Raw genomic sequence first — 19,131 nt, 5'->3', positions numbered from 1 at the left:
TTTCTTTCAGGTTGGGCAGCTTATCAAAAGCTGTTGCCACTTACCTGCAAATTCGGCTGACAAGAGTAAAGCAATAGCCTTGCCAGTTTTACCTTTATGCTCCACAAGTGCGCAACAAGGCGGTTTTCGGGCTGTTTTGGAGCGAACAGGTTCTCAGTGCTGCCTGTTTCGCCCTGTTGTGGTGCATTAAAAAGGTGCGCGCACTCAGGAATCGCATTATTTTGGTGCGCTCAAGCAAGAGGCCCAGTAGGCGTTTTTCTTCATATAAACGAAGGGGACTTTGCTATATACTTCGCGCCACTTTATTTTCGCCCGGCAAAAAACGCCAGGTCATTTCAGTGCATTCTGCAGGATTATAGTTGTGATTGATAAACTTCGTAATATCGCCATTATCGCCCACGTCGACCATGGCAAAACCACACTGGTGGACCAGCTGTTGCGCCAGTCTGGCACGTTGGACCGTAAAGAGCTCGAAAGTGAGCGTGTCATGGATTCCAATGACCAGGAAAAGGAACGGGGTATTACTATCCTGGCCAAAAACACTGCGCTGAAATGGCACGACTACGACATCAACATTGTTGACACCCCTGGCCACGCCGACTTCGGTGGCGAGGTTGAGCGGGTAATGAGCATGGTTGACTGTGTGCTGCTGGTGGTTGACTCCATCGACGGCCCCATGCCGCAAACCCGCTTCGTCACCCAGAAAGCATTTGATGCCGGCCTGCATCCGATTGTCGTGGTCAACAAGATTGACCGCCCCGGTGCCCGCCCCGATTGGGTAGTGGACCAGGTTTTCGATCTGTTTGATAACCTCGGTGCTACCGATGAGCAACTGGACTTTCCGATTGTGTTTGCCAGTGCCCTGAACGGCATTGCCGGCATGGATCATGAAAATCTTGATGACAACATGGATGCTGTGTTCCAGGCTATCGTGGATCACGTGCCTGCACCGAACGTTGATCGCGATGGCCCGTTCCAGATGCAGATCTCCCAGTTGGACTACAACAGTTTCCTGGGTGTCATCGGCATTGGCCGCATCAGGCGCGGCAAGATCAAGACCAACTCCCCGGTAACGGCGATTGGTGCCGATGGCAAGAAGCGTCAGGGCCGTATCCTCAAGATCATGGGGCACTCCGGTCTGCAGCGTGTCGAAGTCGACCAAGCTCATGCGGGTGATATCATTTGTGTGAGCGGTATGGATGAGTTGTTCATTTCCGACACCCTCTGTGATCAGGCCAATGTGGAAGCGTTGCCACCGCTGACAGTGGATGAGCCGACCGTATCCATGACATTCCAGGTCAACGACTCGCCGTTCTGTGGCAAGGAAGGCAAGTTTGTCACCAGCCGGAATATCAAAGAGCGTCTGGAAAAAGAGCTGCTTCACAACGTTGCCCTGCGTGTTGAAGAAGGTGAGTCTGCGGACAAGTTCAAGGTCTCCGGCCGTGGTGAGCTTCACCTGTCGGTACTGATCGAGAACATGCGTCGTGAAAATTTCGAGCTGGCAGTTGGCCGCCCGGAAGTGGTGATCAAGGAAGTCGACGGCGTAAAACAGGAGCCGTATGAAAACGTGATCATCGACATCGAGGAGCAACACCAGGGCGCTTTGATGGACCAGATGGGCCTGCGCAAGGGTGAGCTGACCAATATGGTTCCTGATGGCAAGGGCCGCATGCGCCTTGAGTACACCATCCCGGCGCGGGGCCTGATCGGTTTCCGCAACGCCTTCCTGACCATGACGTCCGGCTCCGGTATTCTTACATCTACCTTCAGCCATTACGGCCCGATCAAGAGCGGCGACATGACCGCCCGCCAGAACGGTGTACTGGTGTCGATGGCAACCGGCGCGGCGCTGACCTACTCGCTGGAAACGCTGCAAAGCCGGGGCAAGCTGTTCCTGGATCCAGGGCAGGAAGTCTACGAGGGCCAGCTTTGCGGTATTCACAGCCGCGAAAATGATCTGGTGATTAATCCGACGAAAGGCAAGAAGCTCGACAACATGCGTGCTTCCGGCAAGGATGAAGTCATTGCACTGGTGCCGCCGATCAAGTTTACCCTTGAGCAGGCGCTGGAATTCATCGATGAAGATGAATTGGTAGAGGTGACTCCCAAGTCGATCCGCCTGCGCAAGAAATACCTCACTGAAAACGAGCGCAAGCGCGCCCACAAGAAGTAATTTCAGCGCGGCAACAGGAAAAGGGGCAGAGCACATCTGCCCCTTTTTCGTTCACTTCAGCTAAACTCCGGTTACATCCTTTTTCCGGAGCGTTTTATGCTCACCCTGTACCCCGACATCAAGCCCAATGCCCGGCATCGTCTTGCAGTGGATCCTCCCCACGAGCTTTACGTGGAAGAAAGCGGCAATCCGGAAGGTATCCCGGTGCTTGTTGTTCATGGTGGCCCGGGAGGCGGGTGCGAAGATTATTATCGTCGATTTTTTGATTCCGAGCGGTATCGGATCATTCTGATGGACCAGCGTGGTGCCGGCCGTTCAAGTCCGCTGGCGGAATTCGAGGGCAACACCACGCAGAAGCTGGTTGAGGACATGGAAACGGTTCGCTCGTTTCTTGGCATTGACCAGTGGATACTTTTCGGGGGCAGCTGGGGTTCCACTCTCAGCCTGGTTTATGCGCAGGCTCATCCGGACAGGGTACTTGGGCTGGTGCTGAGGGGCATCTTCCTTTGCCGTCCCAGGGATATTCACTGGTTTTACCAGGAGGGGGCCAGCCGTGTGTTCCCCGACTACTGGCAGGATTTTCTCGCACCCATTCCAGAGAATGAGCGGGAGGACCTGGTATCCGCCTACTATCGACGCCTCACCAGCACGAACGAGCTTGAGCAGATTCAGGCGGCGAAGGCCTGGTCCATCTGGGAAGGGCGTTGTGCCACCTTGCACCCGAACCCCAGGGTGGTAGAGCATTTCGGCCACCCTCACGTAGCCATCGCTCTGGCGCGGATTGAGTGCCATTATTTTATGAACAACGCCTTTCTCGAGGACGACCAGATTGTCCGTGACGCGGGTTCGCTGAAAGATATCCCCGGCATTATTGTGCATGGTCGTTACGACATGGTTTGCCCTCTGGATAATGCTCTTGCCCTGAGCAAGGCGTGGCCCGAGGCTGACCTGAGAATCATTCGGGACGCCGGCCATTCCGCCTCAGAGCCGGCGATTGTCGATGCGCTGATGCGGGGCATTGATGAGGTTGCCGCAAAGCTTGATGGCGACGCAGAATAAGCTCCTTTCCACACAGCCGGGAAATACCCCTCGAGAGGGGTTGCGGCGACGCGTTCGCGTGGATAAACTCACTGCGGTTTTTTAAGTCCTTCTGCAGGGAACTCAATGAAAGGGCTGATACAGCGAGTTACTCACGCCAGCGTTACCGTCGATAAACAGACTATTTCCGCCATCAACATTGGCCTTCTGATTTTGCTTGGGGTTGAAAAGACGGATAGCGCGGAAATCGCGGCAAAACTCTGCCGGAAAGTGATCAATTACCGGGTGTTTCCCGATGACCAGGGACGGATGAATCGCAGCCTGCTTGATGCAGGTGGCTCCCTCCTTGTCGTACCTCAATTTACCCTTGCTGCCGATACCCGATCGGGCACCCGCCCCGGTTTTTCTGTTGCCGCACCGCCGGATCAGGCTGAAACACTGTTCCTGGAGTTCCTGGCTGTATCGGAGCAGCTTTTGGGAATTGCGGCTGTTGGCCGTGGACAGTTTGGTGCGGATATGAAAGTAGCCCTTGAGAACGACGGGCCTGTTACTTTCCTGCTTGAGGTTGAGGGCAAGCCAGAGTGAGCGTAAGTATATGCACTGATTTGGCGCAAGTGTCGAACCGCTGGCCTTTGCTGGTGCAGCATGGCTCCGATGTGATGGCGCAGGTTGTTGGTTTGATGAAAGATTTTAAGTGTAACCTGTTGAAAATTAAAGATCTAATTGATAGTGGCACCGGATTTGAACAGTAGCTGGCTTAGACGTAAGTAGCGGTGGTGGGCACAAACTCTCACACTGTTAAGCTTCGTCGAAATAAAACAGCGCAAATTAAATGTTTGCAAAAAAAAGCTGGTTGTATTAAAACAGATTCATCACGCGAAGCTTTAAGAAAAAGCTGTAAGTGATTGACACAAAAAGACCCAGCATGGTCTTGGTAATCAACAAAAAAAACGAATTGTTATTGCTTTGTCATAAAAATGACACGGTAAATAAACAGAATAGGGCTCAACCAGCCCGACTGGTGAAGTCTGAAGAGCGGGAATTGAACCCGACGCTAAAACCTGAGTTAACTCAATAAAGGAAGACGTAACATGAAAAAAACGCTCATCGCATCTGCTATTGCAGTCGCAACTTTCTCCGGCAGCGCGCTGGCACAATCTACCGCTTCAGCTTCCGAGCTGGCGGCACGTATGGATTCCATGCCTACTGTTTACGGTAACATTCAATACGTTCTAGTACATGATAATTTTGACGGTGGTCCTTCAAGCGTCGAGCACGCTGACAACGGGTCTACCATCGGTGTTAAGCACGATCACGAACTTGCTCCGGGCATCACTGGTTTTTTGAAGATTGAGCTTGAAGGTCTTGCTGCAGATGACAAAGATCGTGAGTCTGGTTTGGAAGACCTTGACGAAGCCTACATCGGTGTAAAAGGTGATAGCTTCGGTCAGGTATGGGTAGGCTCTGACGACTCGACTTACGAGCGTGCCGTTACTGAGATCTCTGAGTATTATGAGGTTGCTGCATTGAGCCAGGGCGTTGACTACACCACTGGTGAAGGTGACCTGATCCAGTACATGTCTCCATCTTTCGGCGGTTTGAGCTTGTGGGCCGCCGTTCAGGTCAATGGTGACGGTGACGATTCACCATCGAGTGATAAAGGCGGCGACAAGTCCTATCCTTATCAGTTGGCCGCTGTATTTGAAACAGGTTCACTTGAGCTTGCCGCTGCAGTAGATTCTAACGACGGTGGGTCCCCCAGCAATGAAAATACCTACGGCCTGCGCGCGAGCTTCGATGCCGATGCTCTCCGCGTAACGGGTGAATTCCACACCCGCAAGGACGCTTCAGATACTTTCGGTGTGATCGGCTATTACACCATGGGTGCCAACCAGTTTGCTCTGTCTTACGAGCTGACCCAGTTCGACGAACAGTCCAGCATGGGTGAGGTTGATTCCGACACCATTACCCTGCAGGCTCTGCACAACCTGTCTGACAACATGTATGTCTACTTTGAAGGCTACCTGGGCGGCGGTGATGAAGTGTATGAGTACACTGACTCTCTGGGCGGCACTGCAACAACTGACGAGCGTTCCATCGCCTCTGTTGGTGCTGTTTACTACTTCTGATCAGCTATCCAGCTAGTCAACAAGTAGTCGAAAAACCGGTAGCCTTCGGGCTTCCGGTTTTTTTATGTATGCTGATATCAAATTCCTAATGTCAGGAGGGGCGATGGCCCAGGAACTGGAAATCAAGCTCAGTGTGGCGAAGCCGGATCTCGACGGGGCTGTGGCATGGCTGTTGAGCCAACCGAATACCTATGAGTCAGACACGCTGCAGCTGGGCAATACCTATTACGACACACCTGCAGGCGATCTCAACAGGCAGAAAATAGCCCTGCGAATCCGCAAAATGGGCGACAAGTACATCCAGACCCTGAAAACCCGGGGCGAGTTCGTGGATGGCGCCCATCGCAGACAGGAATGGGAATGGCCGCTGATCGGCACCAAGCTCAAAATGGGGCTGATTGCGGATACACCGGTGGGTCAAAGCGTGAACCTCGCGAACCTGCAACCGGTATTCGAGACCAATTTTGAACGTCGGGTGGTCGTGATTGAGCAGGGGGAGAGCCTGATTGAGGTGGCCATTGACTCCGGCGAGATTGTGGCCGGAGGCCAGTCACGCCCGCTCAATGAGGTTGAATTCGAGCTCAAGGCCGGGGATGCGTCGGCGTTGCTCACATGGGCGCGAAGGATGGCCGATGAAGTGCCGGTGTGCCTTAACCTGATCAGTAAAGCAGAGCAGGGATACTACCTCGCGGGTCTTTACCGGCCAGTATCTGATGTGGGGGGAAAGTCGGAACTGACAGTGAACGATTTCCTGTTTCTGTTAAGCGCGTCCTGGCTCACCGGCCAGCCAATGTCTGTCGACGAAGATGAACTTGGTGTGATTGGCCATCTGGTGAGCCAGCGTGGCGTTGAAACACTGTATCAGCAAGTGCTCCGCTCCCTGACTGATGGTGCACCGGTCAGCGACCTGATGTCTGGCAAGGAGCTCGGGCAGCTTCAGCTGGCGATTGCTGCCGGGTAGGGTCCTGAAAGCTTCGCCCAATTACTGGTCTGCGGCCTTGTCAGCTATGGCCTCCTCCTCTGCCGCCTGGTCCTGCAGTTCGTGCCATTTCTTGATGAATTCACGGTAGCGGGCCAGGGCATCTTCCACCACGCTAACGTCGGGCGTTTCGCTGGACTTGACCAGCACGATCAGTCCCTTGCCCTCAACTTCCTCGTTTGTATCAGGGTGGCAGACCACTTCGTTGTTTTCGTCGATATAGGCCAGTGCCGTGCCGATGCCATGGCGAATAAGCGCGCTGACGATGTCTGCCCAGGTGAGGTCATCCAGATCTATCTCGTAGCGGTGGGGGTGATCGTTCTGGTAGTTGAACAGGTCCTCCAGCACTTTCTCCGAGCCTGGGGCTACCACTGAACGCACCATGATTTCAGGATAGGTCCGGACCGGTCTTATGACGGTGCGCACTCCCATGGTCGTAAAGCGCTCCCGGTTCTCATCACGAACGCATTCCGCCGTAACTTTCTGCCCCAGGTTGGACTCGCTCAACCGGTGCGCAATATCGAAAGTCAGACTGTCGGAAGAAGGGTCAGCCTCGTCGGCCGCCAGTATGATGATGTGCCGGGCGCTGCCGGCATGGACCGCTGCGAGCGCGGCCGGGTCGCTGCCGGAACCGTGGAAGTGCACCAGTCCGCTGTCCACCAGTTCCGGAGGCAGGCCGGTGGGAAAGTGCCGCGTTAATATCATGATGGGAACGGTTTCATAGCCCGGCACTGAGCGCATCTGGGAGGCAAAGCGTGCGAAGTATTGCTCGCCACCCGTCTTAGGGGTGTTGATGATAACAATGTGGTCTTTCATGGCGTATATCCAGCGTCCGGTCAAAATGCGTTCCCGGCGGTAAAACCGGTATTCGATGTAATCACTGACAATCAGCGTCAACAGGGTGATCGACCCAATGAACATCATGAGAATCGTGCTGATTCTGCCTATCGCGGTTTGCGGGGCAAAATCACCATAACCGACCGTCACCAGGGTGGTCATGGTCATCCAGGCAGACTCGAACAGTGTGAGATCTTCCGCTGCCCAGATAATAAGCACCTGGGTAACCAGCAGTGTTGCCAGAATCGTAAACAGCCGCTTGATGCGAGACCGGATTATCCCGGACATGGGCAGATGGGAGAGTTGGTGCTCCGGATTCAGCGGCCGGCGATTCCTCAGCATCGGTGTCCTTACAATGGTTCAGTCGGGGAAGAGTTCGTTATACAGTACGGGAAATATAACAGAGACACAGGGGTTTGCATTATGTCCGAGCCATGGCGCTCACTACCGGAGTTATTGGCGGATGATGTTTCGGCTGTCTGGCACTCGGTATTTCCAGACGGTGTGCCGGGATTCCTGCGCGCCCCTGGTGGTGTGTCCGATGAGGATCTGGCCCAGGCCTTGGCGCGCAGCCTGTTTTTGCGGCAAACCCTGGAGCGTCATCCGGAGCAGGTGAAATACCTGTGTGAGTCGCGACCACTGACCGAACCTACCACCGCCGATTATCTGCGCCAGCGCTGGCAGGAATTCCTCGCGGAGGTGCTGGATGAAAGCAGCCTCCACGCCAAGCTGAGACGCTTCAGGATGGAGATCCAGTTCCGGATTATCTGGCGGGACCTGATGCGCTGGTCAGACATGGCCGAAACTATCGCCGCCACCAGCGACTTTGCCGACATCTGCATTCAGGGTGCCCTGGACTGGCTGTACGACGACACCTGCGAGCAGTCCGGCACTCCGTGGGGCATAAATCCGGCGACCGGAGAGGAGGGGCCACAGCCACTGATTGTGTTGGGTATGGGCAAGCTGGGTGGTCACGAGCTCAACGTATCCTCTGATATCGATCTGATCTTTGCGTTTCCTGGCAAAGGTGAAACCCGCGGTGGCCGCCGTTCCATCGATAACCAGCAGTTTTTCATCCGCCTGGGGCAACGGCTTATTCAGGCACTGGACCAGATTACCGCGGATGGCTTTGTGTTCCGCGTGGACATGCGCCTGCGGCCCTACGGGCAAAGCGGGGCGCTGGCCCTGAGCTTTGCCGCGCTTGAAACCTACTACCAGGACCAGGGCCGGGACTGGGAGCGCTATGCCATGGTCAAGGCCCGGGTCGTTGCGGGCGACCAGCAGGCAGGGCAGGTGCTGATGGACAGTCTCAAGCCCTTTGTCTACCGCAAGTACATCGATTTCAGCGCGTTCGAGTCCCTGCGCAGCATGAAATCGATGATCAGCCGGGAAGTGCGCCGCAAGGGCCTGGAAAACAATATCAAGCTGGGAAATGGCGGTATCCGTGAGATCGAGTTCGTGGTTCAGGCCTTCCAGCTGATCCGGGGCGGACGTGACCGGGAGCTGCAGCAACGGGAGCTGCTGGTGATCCTGAAAGAGCTGGAAGAACTGGAACTGCTACCGTCAAGGGTTGTGAAAGAGCTGAAGGCTGCCTACATTTTCCTCCGCAACCTGGAACACGCGCTCCAGGGCATGGAAGATAAACAGACCCAGCTGCTGCCGGACGACGACCTGTCCCGTGCCCGTGTTGCGTTGATTATGGGCTTCGACGATTGGGCGTCTTGCGTTGCCGAGCTGGACGAGCATCGTGAGAGGGTGGCAACCCACTTTGCGGACATCATCGCCATCGACGATGAAGAGCAGGAAGCCGCGGAGATCGACGAAGGCTGGCAGGAGCTCTGGCTGGGTGAAATGGATGATGAGGCCGCAACCGCGTGGCTCCGTGAACATAATTTTGAAGACCCGGAAGGCAGCTGCTCCGCCCTCCGTGACCTGCGCGAAACCCGCACCCTGCAAACGCTGCAGACCCAGGGCCGGCACAGGCTCAACAAGTTCATGCCGGTGCTGCTGGAAGCGCTTACTCACGTGGACAGCCCGTCCCAGACCCTGTCCCGGGTTCTGCAACTGGTGGAAGCCATCCTGCGCAGAACCGCCTACATGGTGCTTCTGCTGGAAAATCCGGGGGCACGCACCCAACTGGTTCGGCTGTGCAGCGAAAGCCCATGGATTGCCAGCCAGCTGGCGGAAACCCCGTTACTGCTGGATGAGCTGCTGAACGCAGAAAGCCTGTATAGCCCGCCGGCAAAAACCGAACTTCAGGATGACCTTCGCCAGCAGATGCTGCGGATTCCTTTCGAGGATCTTGAAGAGCAGATGGAAACCCTGCGGCACTTCAAGAAGGCCCATATTCTGCGGGTGGCCGCCTCGGAAATTCGGGAAACCCTGCCGCTGATGAAAGTCAGCGACTACCTGACCTGGATAGCCGAAGTGGTGCTGGATCACGTGGTTGACGTCGCCTTTGCTAATCTGGTTAGCCGCCACGGTTACCCCCGGCGCAAGGACGGCTCCGCCTGTGATACCGACTTTGCCATCATTGGCTATGGCAAACTGGGGGGTATCGAGCTGGGTTATACCTCGGACCTGGATCTGGTATTCATTCATGATGCGGACCCGGAGCAGTCCACCGACGGGGAGAAGCCCATCGACAACGCGGTGTTCTATACCCGGCTGGGCCAGCGCATTGTGCATATTCTCAATACCCAGACGCCTTCGGGACAGCTTTATGAAGTAGATATGCGTCTGCGTCCGTCTGGTAACTCCGGGCTGCTGGTCAGTACCCTGACTGCTTTCGAAAAATACCAGCGTAAGGACGCTTGGACCTGGGAGCATCAGGCGCTGGCGCGCGCTCGTGGCGTGGCCGGCTGCAGCGAAACGCTGCAGGCCTTCGAAAAACTGCGCAGCGACATACTCTGTCAGCAAAGGGACCGGGACAAGCTGCGGGAAGACGTGGTCAACATGCGCGAGAAAATGCGCACAAGCTTGGGCACGCCGCAGGTTGAGGGCAAGGAGCCGGAGGTTTTTCACATCAAGCATGATTTCGGCGGCATCATTGATATCGAGTTTTTGGTGCAGTACCTGATGCTGGCCTGGTGCTCTGAGCATCCCGAGCTGACCCAGTGGTCCGACAATATTCGTCAGATGGAGGAGTTGGGCCATGCAGGGGTTTTGCCGGTTGATGATACCGAGAAGCTGCGAGAAGCCTATATCACGCTGCGATCCACCATTCACCGCAGAGCGTTGCAGAACCTGAACAGTCAGGTGGCGGGGGACGCATTCACTGAGGAGCGTGAGTACATCCAACGTATGTGGAATCAGGTTATGCTGGGATAACTGCGGCTCGTTCTAGCCCTTCGTAGCTCTTCGTAAGCCCGGTTTTTCCTGCTAGAATGCCCGTTTTCCGATAAAGAGCGCTTTAGGAGCAGAAACAATGTCGATGGCTGATCGCGATGGCGTCATCTGGATGGATGGCGAAATGGTTCCCTGGCGGGACGCCAAAACCCACGTTCTGACCCATACCCTGCATTATGGTCTGGGTTGCTTTGAGGGTGTACGTGCCTATAGCACCGCTAACGGCCCAGCCATTTTTCGCCTGGAAGATCACACCAACCGCCTCTTCCGCTCCGCTCATATCCTGAACATGAAGATGCCGTTCAGCAAAGATGAACTGAATGCCGCGCAGTGTGCCGCCGTTCGCGAGAATAACCTGGACGAAGCCTACCTGCGCCCGATGGTGTTCTATGGCTCCGAGGGCATGGGCCTGCGTGCCGATAACCTGAAGGTTCACGTGATGGTCGCAGCCTGGAGCTGGCCGTCTTACATGTCGCCTGAGGCAAAAGAGCTGGGCATCAAGGTGCGCACCTCTTCCTATACTCGCCACCACGTCAACATCACCATGTGTAAGGCGAAAGCCAACGGCAACTACATCAACTCCATGCTGGCCCTGAACGAGGCTATCGCCAGTGGTTGTGAAGAAGCGCTGTTGCTGGACAACGAAGGCTATGTTGCCGAGGGTTCTGGCGAGAATATCTTTATCTACCGGGACGGCGTGTTGCACACACCGGAACTGACTTCCTGCCTGGAAGGCATTACCCGCCAGACCATCCTGGATTTCTGTAAGGAGCTGGATGTTCCGGTAAAAGAGCGCCGCATAACCCGCGACGAAGTCTATATCGCGGAGGAAGCCTTCTTCACCGGCACCGCTGCGGAAGTGCTGCCGATTCGTGAACTGGATGGCCGTGTGATCGGCGCCGGCAAACGTGGCCCGCTGACCGAGAAGCTGCAAGGCATGTATTTCGATGCCGTGAAAGGCAAGAGCGCAGCGCATTCGAACTGGTTGACGCCGGTAAAAGGCTAACAGGGTTTTCACACACTCGACTGCAGGAAGAGCAAATGGCAGACGTCATCAAAGTGCCCGTCTCCTTCGGCGAAGTACTGGACAAGATCACCATCCTGGAAATCAAATCCGAAAGGATAGCCGACCCGGCGAAGGTGAAAAACGTTCGTCTTGAACTGGACGAGCTGAGCGCCACCTGGAACGAAGCCGTTCCTGACCAGGCCGCGATTGCCGATCTGCGCAAGCAGCTGAAAGCCGTCAACGAAGCACTCTGGGTAATCGAAGACGACATCCGCGACCAGGAAGCCGCCCAGGACTTCGGCCCGAAGTTCATAGAACTGGCCCGCGCGGTCTATGTCACCAACGACAAACGCGCCGCCATCAAAAAAGAAGTCAACCTGGCCCTCGGTTCCCGCTTCGTAGAAGAAAAGTCCTACCAGGATTACACCGCCCGTAAGTAACCGCACTACAAACCGTAGGTCGATGTGATGGTCTCCTCCCCTCCTAATCGGCGTCGCAATGCGCCAGGATAGGGAAGGAGAATTTTCCTATCAGAACAGAGTGGGAGGAGACCATGTCCAAGCTTACAACGATCGGCATTGACCTCGCAAAGAACACCTTTGCCCTTTACGGGCTTGGCCCGAGAGGTCAGTGCGGCTGGAAGCGCAAAGTGCGCCGCAAGCAATTGTTGGAGCAGCTGGTACGGTTGGAGCCTTGCACGGTCGCCCTGGAGGCGTGTGGCAGTTCCCACTACTGGGCTCGTCAGATCCGGGATCTGGGACACCAGGTTGAGCTTTTACCGCCACAGCACGTCAAGGGGTATCTGCGAGGGCAGAAGAACGACTACAACGACGCGCAGGCCATCGCGGAGGCAAGCGAGCACGGGCGGATCCGCCCGGTGCCGGTCAAGAGTGTTGAGCAGCAGGATGAACAGATGCTGCACAAGCTGCGCCAGGGAATGAGCAAGGATCGGACCCGGATCAGCAATCAGTTGCGGGGGCTGTTGGCCGAGTACGGTGTGATCATTCCTCAGGGAATAGCGGCTTTACGCCGGGAGCTACCGCTCGCTCTGGGGGACGCCGACAATGGGTTGACGGACCGGGCCCGAGAGTTACTGAATCGCCAATATGAACATTTTCTGGCGGTAGAGAAGGAACTGGCCTGGTACGACCAGCAAGTGCAGCGGATGGCTAAACAGGACGAGACCTGTCAGCGCCTGCAAGCGATACCGGGCGTTGGCGAGGTGGTCGCCAGCCTGCTGAAGGGCTGGATGGGCGATGGCCGCCAGTTCCGCAGAGGCAGAGACGCCGCAGCGGCGTTGGGACTGGTTCCCCGTCAAAACAGCACGGGTGGCAAAGACGTACTGCTGGGGATCAGCAAGCGAGGCGACCCGTACGTGCGTGCCCAGCTGGTCCACGGAGCCCGATCGGTGGCTGCCCGGGCTGACAGGAAGACCGACCGGCTAAGCCGATGGGTCCAGCGGCTGAAGGCTGAGCGGGGCTTCAACAAAGCCACGGTGGCATTGGCCAATAAATTGGTTCGCATTGCCTGGGTGATCATCGCCCGAGGCGAACATTACCAGCCACCGGAGCAACAGCTGGCTGGATGAGTGAATGAAATAGACAAACGACACGAAGTAAACGAGTAAGAAGATCACCTTCCCTCAGGTTGCGAGGGTCGCAGCGATTGATGGCATAACAGGTCAGACCGGCCTGCCGAAAACCTGATTAATCCGAGGGCCCGAGAGGCCGTTAGGTCGATAAGGACGGTAGGCGCGGATCTTTCCATCAAGGCCAGAGGCGACAAAGCCGCCTTGTTAAACAGGCCGGATATACGGACGCAAACCTGTCCCTGACATCGAGCACTGAGACCTTGCAAACGGGGAGGAGACCATATACGGATTAGCAAAGCGTAATCCGACAACCAAAGCGGCGCCAGATCACCCCAGATCCGGCGCCGCTTTGGTTTCAGCTTTCCCCTTAACCTCAACCCACCGATCCAGCATTCCGGTAACATCCTCCACCGTCACCAACTCCATAGCCCCCTCAAACTCCGCCTTGGCCCCCCAACGAGCCTCCTCAACGGATTTGCCCGTGAATCGCTCCAACGCCTCCGGATAACGATTCACACACCATTGCAGCGAATTATAAGGCCCGGAACGGTAAGGATTACTGGCGGCATAGATGCCCAGCACATCGGTCCCCATCGCGCTGGCAATGTGCGCAGGCCCGGTATCGGGTGCTACGGCGAGATCTGCCGCGCCCAGCAAGGCAGTTAGTTGTTTTAGCGTATCCTTGCCACAAATGTTATGAACCGGCTCTTCCATGGCACTTTCAATAGCTGAGCAGAATTCCGCCTCGAAAGGTGCGGGACTACCCACCAGAATAACCTTCATTCCATGGGTACGAATGGCATGATCCGCCAATTGGGCATAACGCTCGGCTGGCCAATTGCGAAGGGTGTGGCTGGCACAGGGGCTGATCACCAGGTTTTTTCTGTCTGTGGCCAGTTGACTGCGGGCAAACTCATGGTCTGCCTCGGTAAGAGGAATGACCCATTTTGGTGCGGCCGGCTTCAACCCCAGCGGCTCCAGAAAACTCGCCAGGCAATCCCGGACATGCTGTTGCGGTGCCGGCGCAATCCGGCGGTTGATAAACAGGCTGTGCAGGTCTTTGCTGCGGGCCTTGTCATAGCCGACCTTCACTTTTGCCGGAATCATCGCTGCCGCCAGGTTGGCCCGGAAAGCCACCTGCATCTGCAGCAGGGCATCAAACTTTCGGCCTTTCAGAGTGCTGCGCAAGTCGGCGTAGCCCTTTCGGCCGGCCTTCTTGTCAAAAATAACAAACTCGACGCCAGGCAAGTCGCCGACTAATTTGGCTTCAATTTTGCCAATCACCCAGGTAATTTTCACACTGGGCAGCTGTTCCTGAAGGCTCAAAACCACAGGAATGACATGGGTAACGTCGCCAATGGCGGATAGACGCAATATGCAGATGGAGTTGATCAAGTTACGGTCCGTTTCCAATCTTTAACTGCAGGATGTGGAGCCGGGCGGGGCTCGTTGGTAAACTGTGCGTCATTCTAGCCTAATGGGCTTTTAACGTCTTTACCCGGCAAACCATGGATTGCCGGGGTGAGGGTAGCGATCTTTTGACATTGGCAGCGGGCAATCAGCCAGGCTTCGGAAAACCAGAACTCCTGGTATCTCCGGAGTATGAAGGTGTAACCGAGTTGTGGTTCTCCCCGGATTTCTGGGGAGACAAGGCAAAACCGGTTACCTCCGGAGGCCGTGGGGGCGCCTGGTTTATCGATTCCGAACCATCCGGCATGGTACTTCGTCATTACAGGCGAGGCGGCCTGATGGCGCGGTTGGCGGAAAAGACCTATCTGTTCACCGGTTTTGACCAGGCCAGATCGCTGGCGGAGTTCCGCTTGCTGAGCCAGCTTCGGTCCCGCGACCTCCCTGTGCCTGAGGCAGTTGCCGCCATAGCCTGGAGATACCGGCTGTTCTGGTATCAGGCGGCTATACTGGTTAAGCGGATACCAGGTGCTGTAACGTTTTCCGATAGCACTCGCGTGAGCGACGGGTCGCTCTGGGCGCAGTTAGGGCAGGTGATTCGCCGTTTTCACGACAACGGGCTGGATCACGTGGATTTGAATTGCGACAACATACTGGTTACTGACGATCAGATTTATCTGATCGACTTTGACCGCTGCAAACTGGTCCCCGAGAGCAACAATGAAGCAGACCCAGCATGGAAGCAGCGCAACCTGGAGCGGCTTCACCGTTCCGTCAACAAGCGGTGCCCACAGATCCCGCCCGCCCAGCGAGAGACTCTCTGGCAGCAATTGCTGCAGGCCTACAATCGCCACTAAAACTCTCACTTTCCTGACCAGGCCTGATACTCCTTAATGACCACCGTTGAACTCCAGGAAGAGCTCCACTCCAATACCCGCAGAACCCGGATTACCTACCGGGGGCTGGTGAATGGACAGCCGGCGGCCATCAAATGTTATCGGAAGCCGCTGTTCGGGCTTGTTCACTGGATACGGGCGCTGCGCCGGGGTAAAAAGATACGGCGAGCGGGTGGGCCAGTGCCGCCTATTGTGTTTGCGGGTTGGGTGGCTTCTGCGAGGTGCTTTGGCTATGGCACGGCATTTCTGGAAGGATACCGTCCGCTCAGGGCCGTGTTGATGGCTGAACCGTCACGTTCGAGGCAGATCGACATTATTCGTATATTGGGTCGGGCTATGGCAGATATCCATAAACGGGGCATTGAGCAGCCGGATGGCAACCTGACCAATTTTCTGATGGGTGAAGACAGTCAGTTATCCATGGTTGATGAAGACGACATCCGTGTTCATCACGGCATGCTTTCAATAGGCGTTGCCACCTCCAACCTCGCCAACGTTGCGGCTCGATTGCCGGACGAGGAAATGGTTGAAATCCTTTTGACAGCTTACCTTGACATGGCCTTTGTGGAAGACGGTTCAAAGTGGGACAGTGGCGCATTCTGGACCAGTGTTCAGGGCTGGAAGAAAATGCTGGAGTCAAAACGGGCTAGTCGGAATATTACTCCGGAAAGAAAGTTTGATTAACTGGGAAGCAGGAGGATGGTTCTCTGCTTTTGAGCGTTTGGCGGCGCTTCCATCACACTGCGGCAGCTCAAACAATATACTTATTTGAAAAGCCCTAGTAGGCTACTCGTAACTACCTGCCTCAGAGAAGGGTAGGTAAATATCATTGAGGCTTTTAAGCGATGTTCGACGGGAAAACCATATTGGTAACGGGTGGCACCGGATCTTTTGGCCATAGGTTCGTGCCAATGACGCTGGAAAAATTTAATCCAAAAAAAATCATCATCTTCTCTCGGGATGAGATGAAACAGTGGGAAATGGCCAAACTATTCGAAGGTGATGACCGACTCCGTTTCTTTATTGGCGATGTGCGTGACAGAGACCGGCTTTACCGGGCTCTTGACGGAGTTGATTATGTTGTCCATGCCGCAGCGACCAAGATAGTCCCGACGGCGGAGTACAACCCGTTTGAGTGCGTTAAAACCAACATCAATGGCGCAATGCATTTGATTGATGCGGCCATTGATAAGGGTGTAAAGGGAGTTGTTGCGCTTTCCACTGACAAAGCCAGTAGCCCTATAAACCTCTATGGGGCAACGAAGTTGGCGTCAGACAAGCTATTTGTGGCAGGTAATTCCTATTCTGGAAGCCATGAGACACGTTTTTCAGTGGTCCGCTACGGCAATGTGATGGGGTCCCGTGGCTCGGTTATTCCGTTTTTTATGTCGATTCGTGATAAAGGCATCCTGCCAATTACAGATTCCAGAATGACCCGCTTCATGATTTCTCTAGAGCAGGGCGTGGAGCTTGTATGGCATGCGTTTGAAGACATGGAAGGTGGCGAGATCTATGTGAAAAAAATCCCCTCCATGAAGGTAACCGACCTTGCCCGGGTTGTCGCTCCAGATGCGAAACAGGAAGTAGTTGGTATCCGCCCCGGCGAGAAGCTGCATGAACAGATGATTGGACCTGAAGATGCTTACTACACTTACGAGTACTCCGAGCATTTCAAGATTCTGCCCGCCATTAATAACTGGGATCAGGACGTCAATCGAATCAAGGATGGCAAGCGTGTAAAGGAAGGCTTCATCTATTCCAGTGATAATAATGACGAGTGGATGAGCAATGACGCTTTGAAATCCTGGATTGATGAACACTATCGTGAAATTGGCAAGATCTGACGATGATTCCATACGGTCGACAAGAAATTACCGAATCCGACATTGATGCCGTTATTGAGGTTTTGAGATCGGATTTCCTGACGCAAGGGCCAAAGGTTCCGGAGTTTGAGAGGATGGTTGCCGAGCACGTCGGTGCTCGACACGGCCTTGCAGTCAACAGTGCCACTTCTGCGTTACATATCGCCTGCCTGGCGCTTGGGCTCGGGAATGGAGACTGGTTGTGGACAAGCCCGGTTACTTTTGTGGCTTCCGCCAACTGTGGTCTTTATTGCGGGGCTTGTGTGGACTTCGTCGATATTGATTCCAGAACCTATAATCTTTGCCCGGTAGCGCTCAGGAAAAAACTGGAGGTAGCAAGAACTGAAAACCGGCTTCCGAAAATTGTTGTGGCTGTTCACCTGAGTGGGCAGCCTTGCGATATGAAAGCCATTGCTGCCCTCGCTGATGAATATGGGTTCAAGGTTATTGAGGATGCTTCTCACGCGATTGGCGGCAAATACCGGGGTGAATTCATCGGGAACGGTCGATACAGCGATGTTACTGTATTTAGCTTTCATCCAGTAAAAATTGTGACCACTGCTGAGGGTGGTGTGGCCGTCACGAATGATGATGAACTGGCCCGGAAAATGGACCTGTTCCGCAATCACGGTATTACCCGCGATACCAGCCTGATGACACAGGAGCCGGATGGTCCCTGGTATTACCAACAGGTCGAACTGGGTTTCAATTATCGCATGACGGAGCTCCAGGCTGCGCTGGGAGTGAGCCAGATGCAGCGCCTGGATCACTTCGTTGCCCGTCGCCATCAACTTGCAGGACGCTACGATCAGTTGCTGGCCGACTTGCCGGTGATTACTCCCTGGCAACACCCTGATAGTTACTCCGGGCTTCACCTTTATGTTGTTCGGTTACAGTTAGCGGGCCTGGACGTCAGCCACAGAGCGTTTTTCGAGTATCTCCGTAGCAATGGTGTCGGCGTTAACCTGCACTATATTCCGGTGCACACTCAGCCTTATTACAAGGCTATGGGATTTGAGGCACAGGATTTTCCCGAAGCCATGGCATATTACTCTGAAGCGATCAGCTTACCCATGTTTCATGGCATGGCCGAGGAACAGCAGGATGCGGTAGTTGCAGCAGTCAAGGGTGCCTTTGGAGAGTTGGCGTGAGCCGCCTGAGCCGCGTTGCCGTTATTCCTGCGAGGGGTGGTAGTAAGAGGATTCCACGTAAGAATATCCGTGAATTCTGCGGAAAGCCTATGATTGCCTGGTCAGTGGAAGCGGCGTTGCAAAGCGGCTGCTTCGATAGGGTCGTGGTCTCGACAGACAGCAGAGAAATTGCGGGAATCGCTGATCAGTATGGTGCCGAAGTTCCGTTTATACGCCCTTCTAACCTCTCGGGCGACTTGACAGGCACGCTTCCGGTGATGGCGCATGCAGTGAATGCTCTGATTGATCTGGAGCAGGATGCCAAGGCCATGGTCTGCTGCATCTATGCCACAGCCCCCTTTGTGAGATCGATCGATATTGCGCGCGGGTACGAAATGCTTGTGAACTCGGACGGTGACTTTGCGTTTTCAGTGACCACTTATCCTTATCCTATACAGCGCTCCCTCAGAATGACCCCTGGGGGCCGGGTCGAGATGTTCTGGCCAGAGTACTTCCAGACCCGTTCCCAGGATCTGGAGGAAGCATGGCACGACGCCGGTCAGTTTTACTGGGGCAGGGCTGAAGCATGGGCTCAGCAGCGTCCGATATTCTCTCCACAATCACTGCCGGTTTTGTTGCAGCGGTACAGAGTTCAGGACATTGATTCAGAAGAAGACTGGGTAAGAGCTGAGTATATGTTCAGAGCGCTTAATGCACAGCCGGATGCTCGCTGAC

16 protein-coding genes are annotated in these 19,131 nt (G+C 55.1%); 14 read left to right on the top strand and 2 right to left on the bottom strand.

The annotated features are described in order from the left end of the window. The first annotated feature begins 361 nt into the window (after positions 1-361). From typA to M8010_RS18560, 5 genes are all read left to right on the top strand, one after another. Entirely contained in the window at positions 362-2,173 is a 1,812-nt protein-coding gene (gene typA, locus M8010_RS18580) for a translational GTPase TypA (protein WP_250094211.1), read from the top strand. 96 nt (positions 2,174-2,269) lie between these two features. Next, positions 2,270-3,232 carry a prolyl aminopeptidase gene (gene pip / locus M8010_RS18575; protein WP_250094210.1) on the top strand — a complete coding sequence of 321 codons (963 nt, stop codon included), beginning with the start codon at positions 2,270-2,272 and terminating at the stop codon, positions 3,230-3,232. A gap of 105 nt (positions 3,233-3,337) precedes the next feature. Then, positions 3,338-3,796 carry a D-aminoacyl-tRNA deacylase gene (gene dtd, locus M8010_RS18570; RefSeq protein WP_250094209.1) on the top strand — a complete coding sequence of 153 codons (459 nt, stop codon included), beginning with the start codon at positions 3,338-3,340 and terminating at the stop codon, positions 3,794-3,796. A gap of 506 nt (positions 3,797-4,302) precedes the next feature. Next, a complete protein-coding gene (locus M8010_RS18565) occupies positions 4,303-5,340 on the top strand; it encodes a porin (protein WP_250094208.1) in 1,038 nt (345 codons plus the stop codon). A gap of 103 nt (positions 5,341-5,443) precedes the next feature. Then, on the top strand, positions 5,444-6,301 hold the full coding sequence (locus M8010_RS18560) for a CYTH domain-containing protein (protein ID WP_250094207.1): 858 nt from the start codon (positions 5,444-5,446) through the stop codon (positions 6,299-6,301). Between the two features lie 21 nt (positions 6,302-6,322). Here M8010_RS18560 and M8010_RS18555 read toward each other — a convergent pair whose 3' ends face one another. Further along, positions 6,323-7,498, bottom strand: a complete 1,176-nt coding sequence (locus tag M8010_RS18555; RefSeq protein WP_250094206.1) for a potassium channel family protein — start codon at positions 7,496-7,498, stop codon at positions 6,323-6,325. An 81-nt stretch (positions 7,499-7,579) separates the two neighbouring features. Between M8010_RS18555 and glnE the strand changes: the two genes are divergently transcribed. The 4 genes from glnE to M8010_RS18535 all read left to right on the top strand — a co-directional run bounded on the left by glnE (position 7,580) and on the right by M8010_RS18535 (position 13,098). Next, a complete protein-coding gene (gene glnE / locus M8010_RS18550; RefSeq protein WP_250094205.1) occupies positions 7,580-10,486 on the top strand; it encodes a bifunctional [glutamate--ammonia ligase]-adenylyl-L-tyrosine phosphorylase/[glutamate--ammonia-ligase] adenylyltransferase in 2,907 nt (968 codons plus the stop codon). Between the two features lie 97 nt (positions 10,487-10,583). Then, a complete protein-coding gene (locus M8010_RS18545; RefSeq protein WP_250094204.1) occupies positions 10,584-11,510 on the top strand; it encodes a branched-chain amino acid transaminase in 927 nt (308 codons plus the stop codon). 35 nt (positions 11,511-11,545) lie between these two features. After that, a complete protein-coding gene (locus M8010_RS18540; protein ID WP_250094203.1) occupies positions 11,546-11,950 on the top strand; it encodes a DUF6165 family protein in 405 nt (134 codons plus the stop codon). A 113-nt stretch (positions 11,951-12,063) separates the two neighbouring features. Next, a complete protein-coding gene (locus M8010_RS18535; protein ID WP_250094202.1) occupies positions 12,064-13,098 on the top strand; it encodes an IS110 family RNA-guided transposase in 1,035 nt (344 codons plus the stop codon). A 330-nt stretch (positions 13,099-13,428) separates the two neighbouring features. On the opposite strand, the gene M8010_RS18530 is transcribed toward M8010_RS18535, so the two are convergent. Then, complete coding sequence (locus tag M8010_RS18530) at positions 13,429-14,493, bottom strand: glycosyltransferase family 9 protein (protein WP_250094264.1); 1,065 nt, start codon at positions 14,491-14,493, stop codon at positions 13,429-13,431. A 146-nt stretch (positions 14,494-14,639) separates the two neighbouring features. Here M8010_RS18530 and M8010_RS18525 point away from each other — a divergent pair, with 146 nt between their 5' ends. The 5 genes from M8010_RS18525 (at position 14,640) to pseF (ending at position 19,130) form a co-directional block, all read left to right on the top strand. Continuing rightward, positions 14,640-15,365, top strand: a complete 726-nt coding sequence (locus M8010_RS18525; protein ID WP_250094201.1) for a 3-deoxy-D-manno-octulosonic acid kinase — start codon at positions 14,640-14,642, stop codon at positions 15,363-15,365. Between the two features lie 36 nt (positions 15,366-15,401). Continuing rightward, positions 15,402-16,088 (top strand): BUD32 family EKC/KEOPS complex subunit, encoded by a 687-nt coding sequence (locus M8010_RS18520; RefSeq protein ID WP_250094200.1) that lies wholly within the window; start codon positions 15,402-15,404, stop codon positions 16,086-16,088. Between the two features lie 161 nt (positions 16,089-16,249). Then, positions 16,250-17,248 carry a UDP-N-acetylglucosamine 4,6-dehydratase (inverting) gene (gene pseB, locus M8010_RS18515; RefSeq protein WP_250094199.1) on the top strand — a complete coding sequence of 333 codons (999 nt, stop codon included), beginning with the start codon at positions 16,250-16,252 and terminating at the stop codon, positions 17,246-17,248. A 2-nt stretch (positions 17,249-17,250) separates the two neighbouring features. After that, a complete protein-coding gene (gene pseC / locus M8010_RS18510) occupies positions 17,251-18,417 on the top strand; it encodes a UDP-4-amino-4,6-dideoxy-N-acetyl-beta-L-altrosamine transaminase (protein ID WP_250094198.1) in 1,167 nt (388 codons plus the stop codon). Between the two features lie 5 nt (positions 18,418-18,422). Next, positions 18,423-19,130 (top strand): pseudaminic acid cytidylyltransferase, encoded by a 708-nt coding sequence (pseF, locus tag M8010_RS18505; RefSeq protein ID WP_284048211.1) that lies wholly within the window; start codon positions 18,423-18,425, stop codon positions 19,128-19,130. Position 19,131: the final 1 nt, after the last annotated feature.

The sequence above is a fragment of the Marinobacter sp. ATCH36 genome (genome assembly GCF_023555055.1).
Classification (GTDB): domain Bacteria; phylum Pseudomonadota; class Gammaproteobacteria; order Pseudomonadales; family Oleiphilaceae; genus Marinobacter.
Note: the sequence above shows the minus strand (reverse complement) of the source record. Positions and strands in the feature narration are given on the sequence as shown.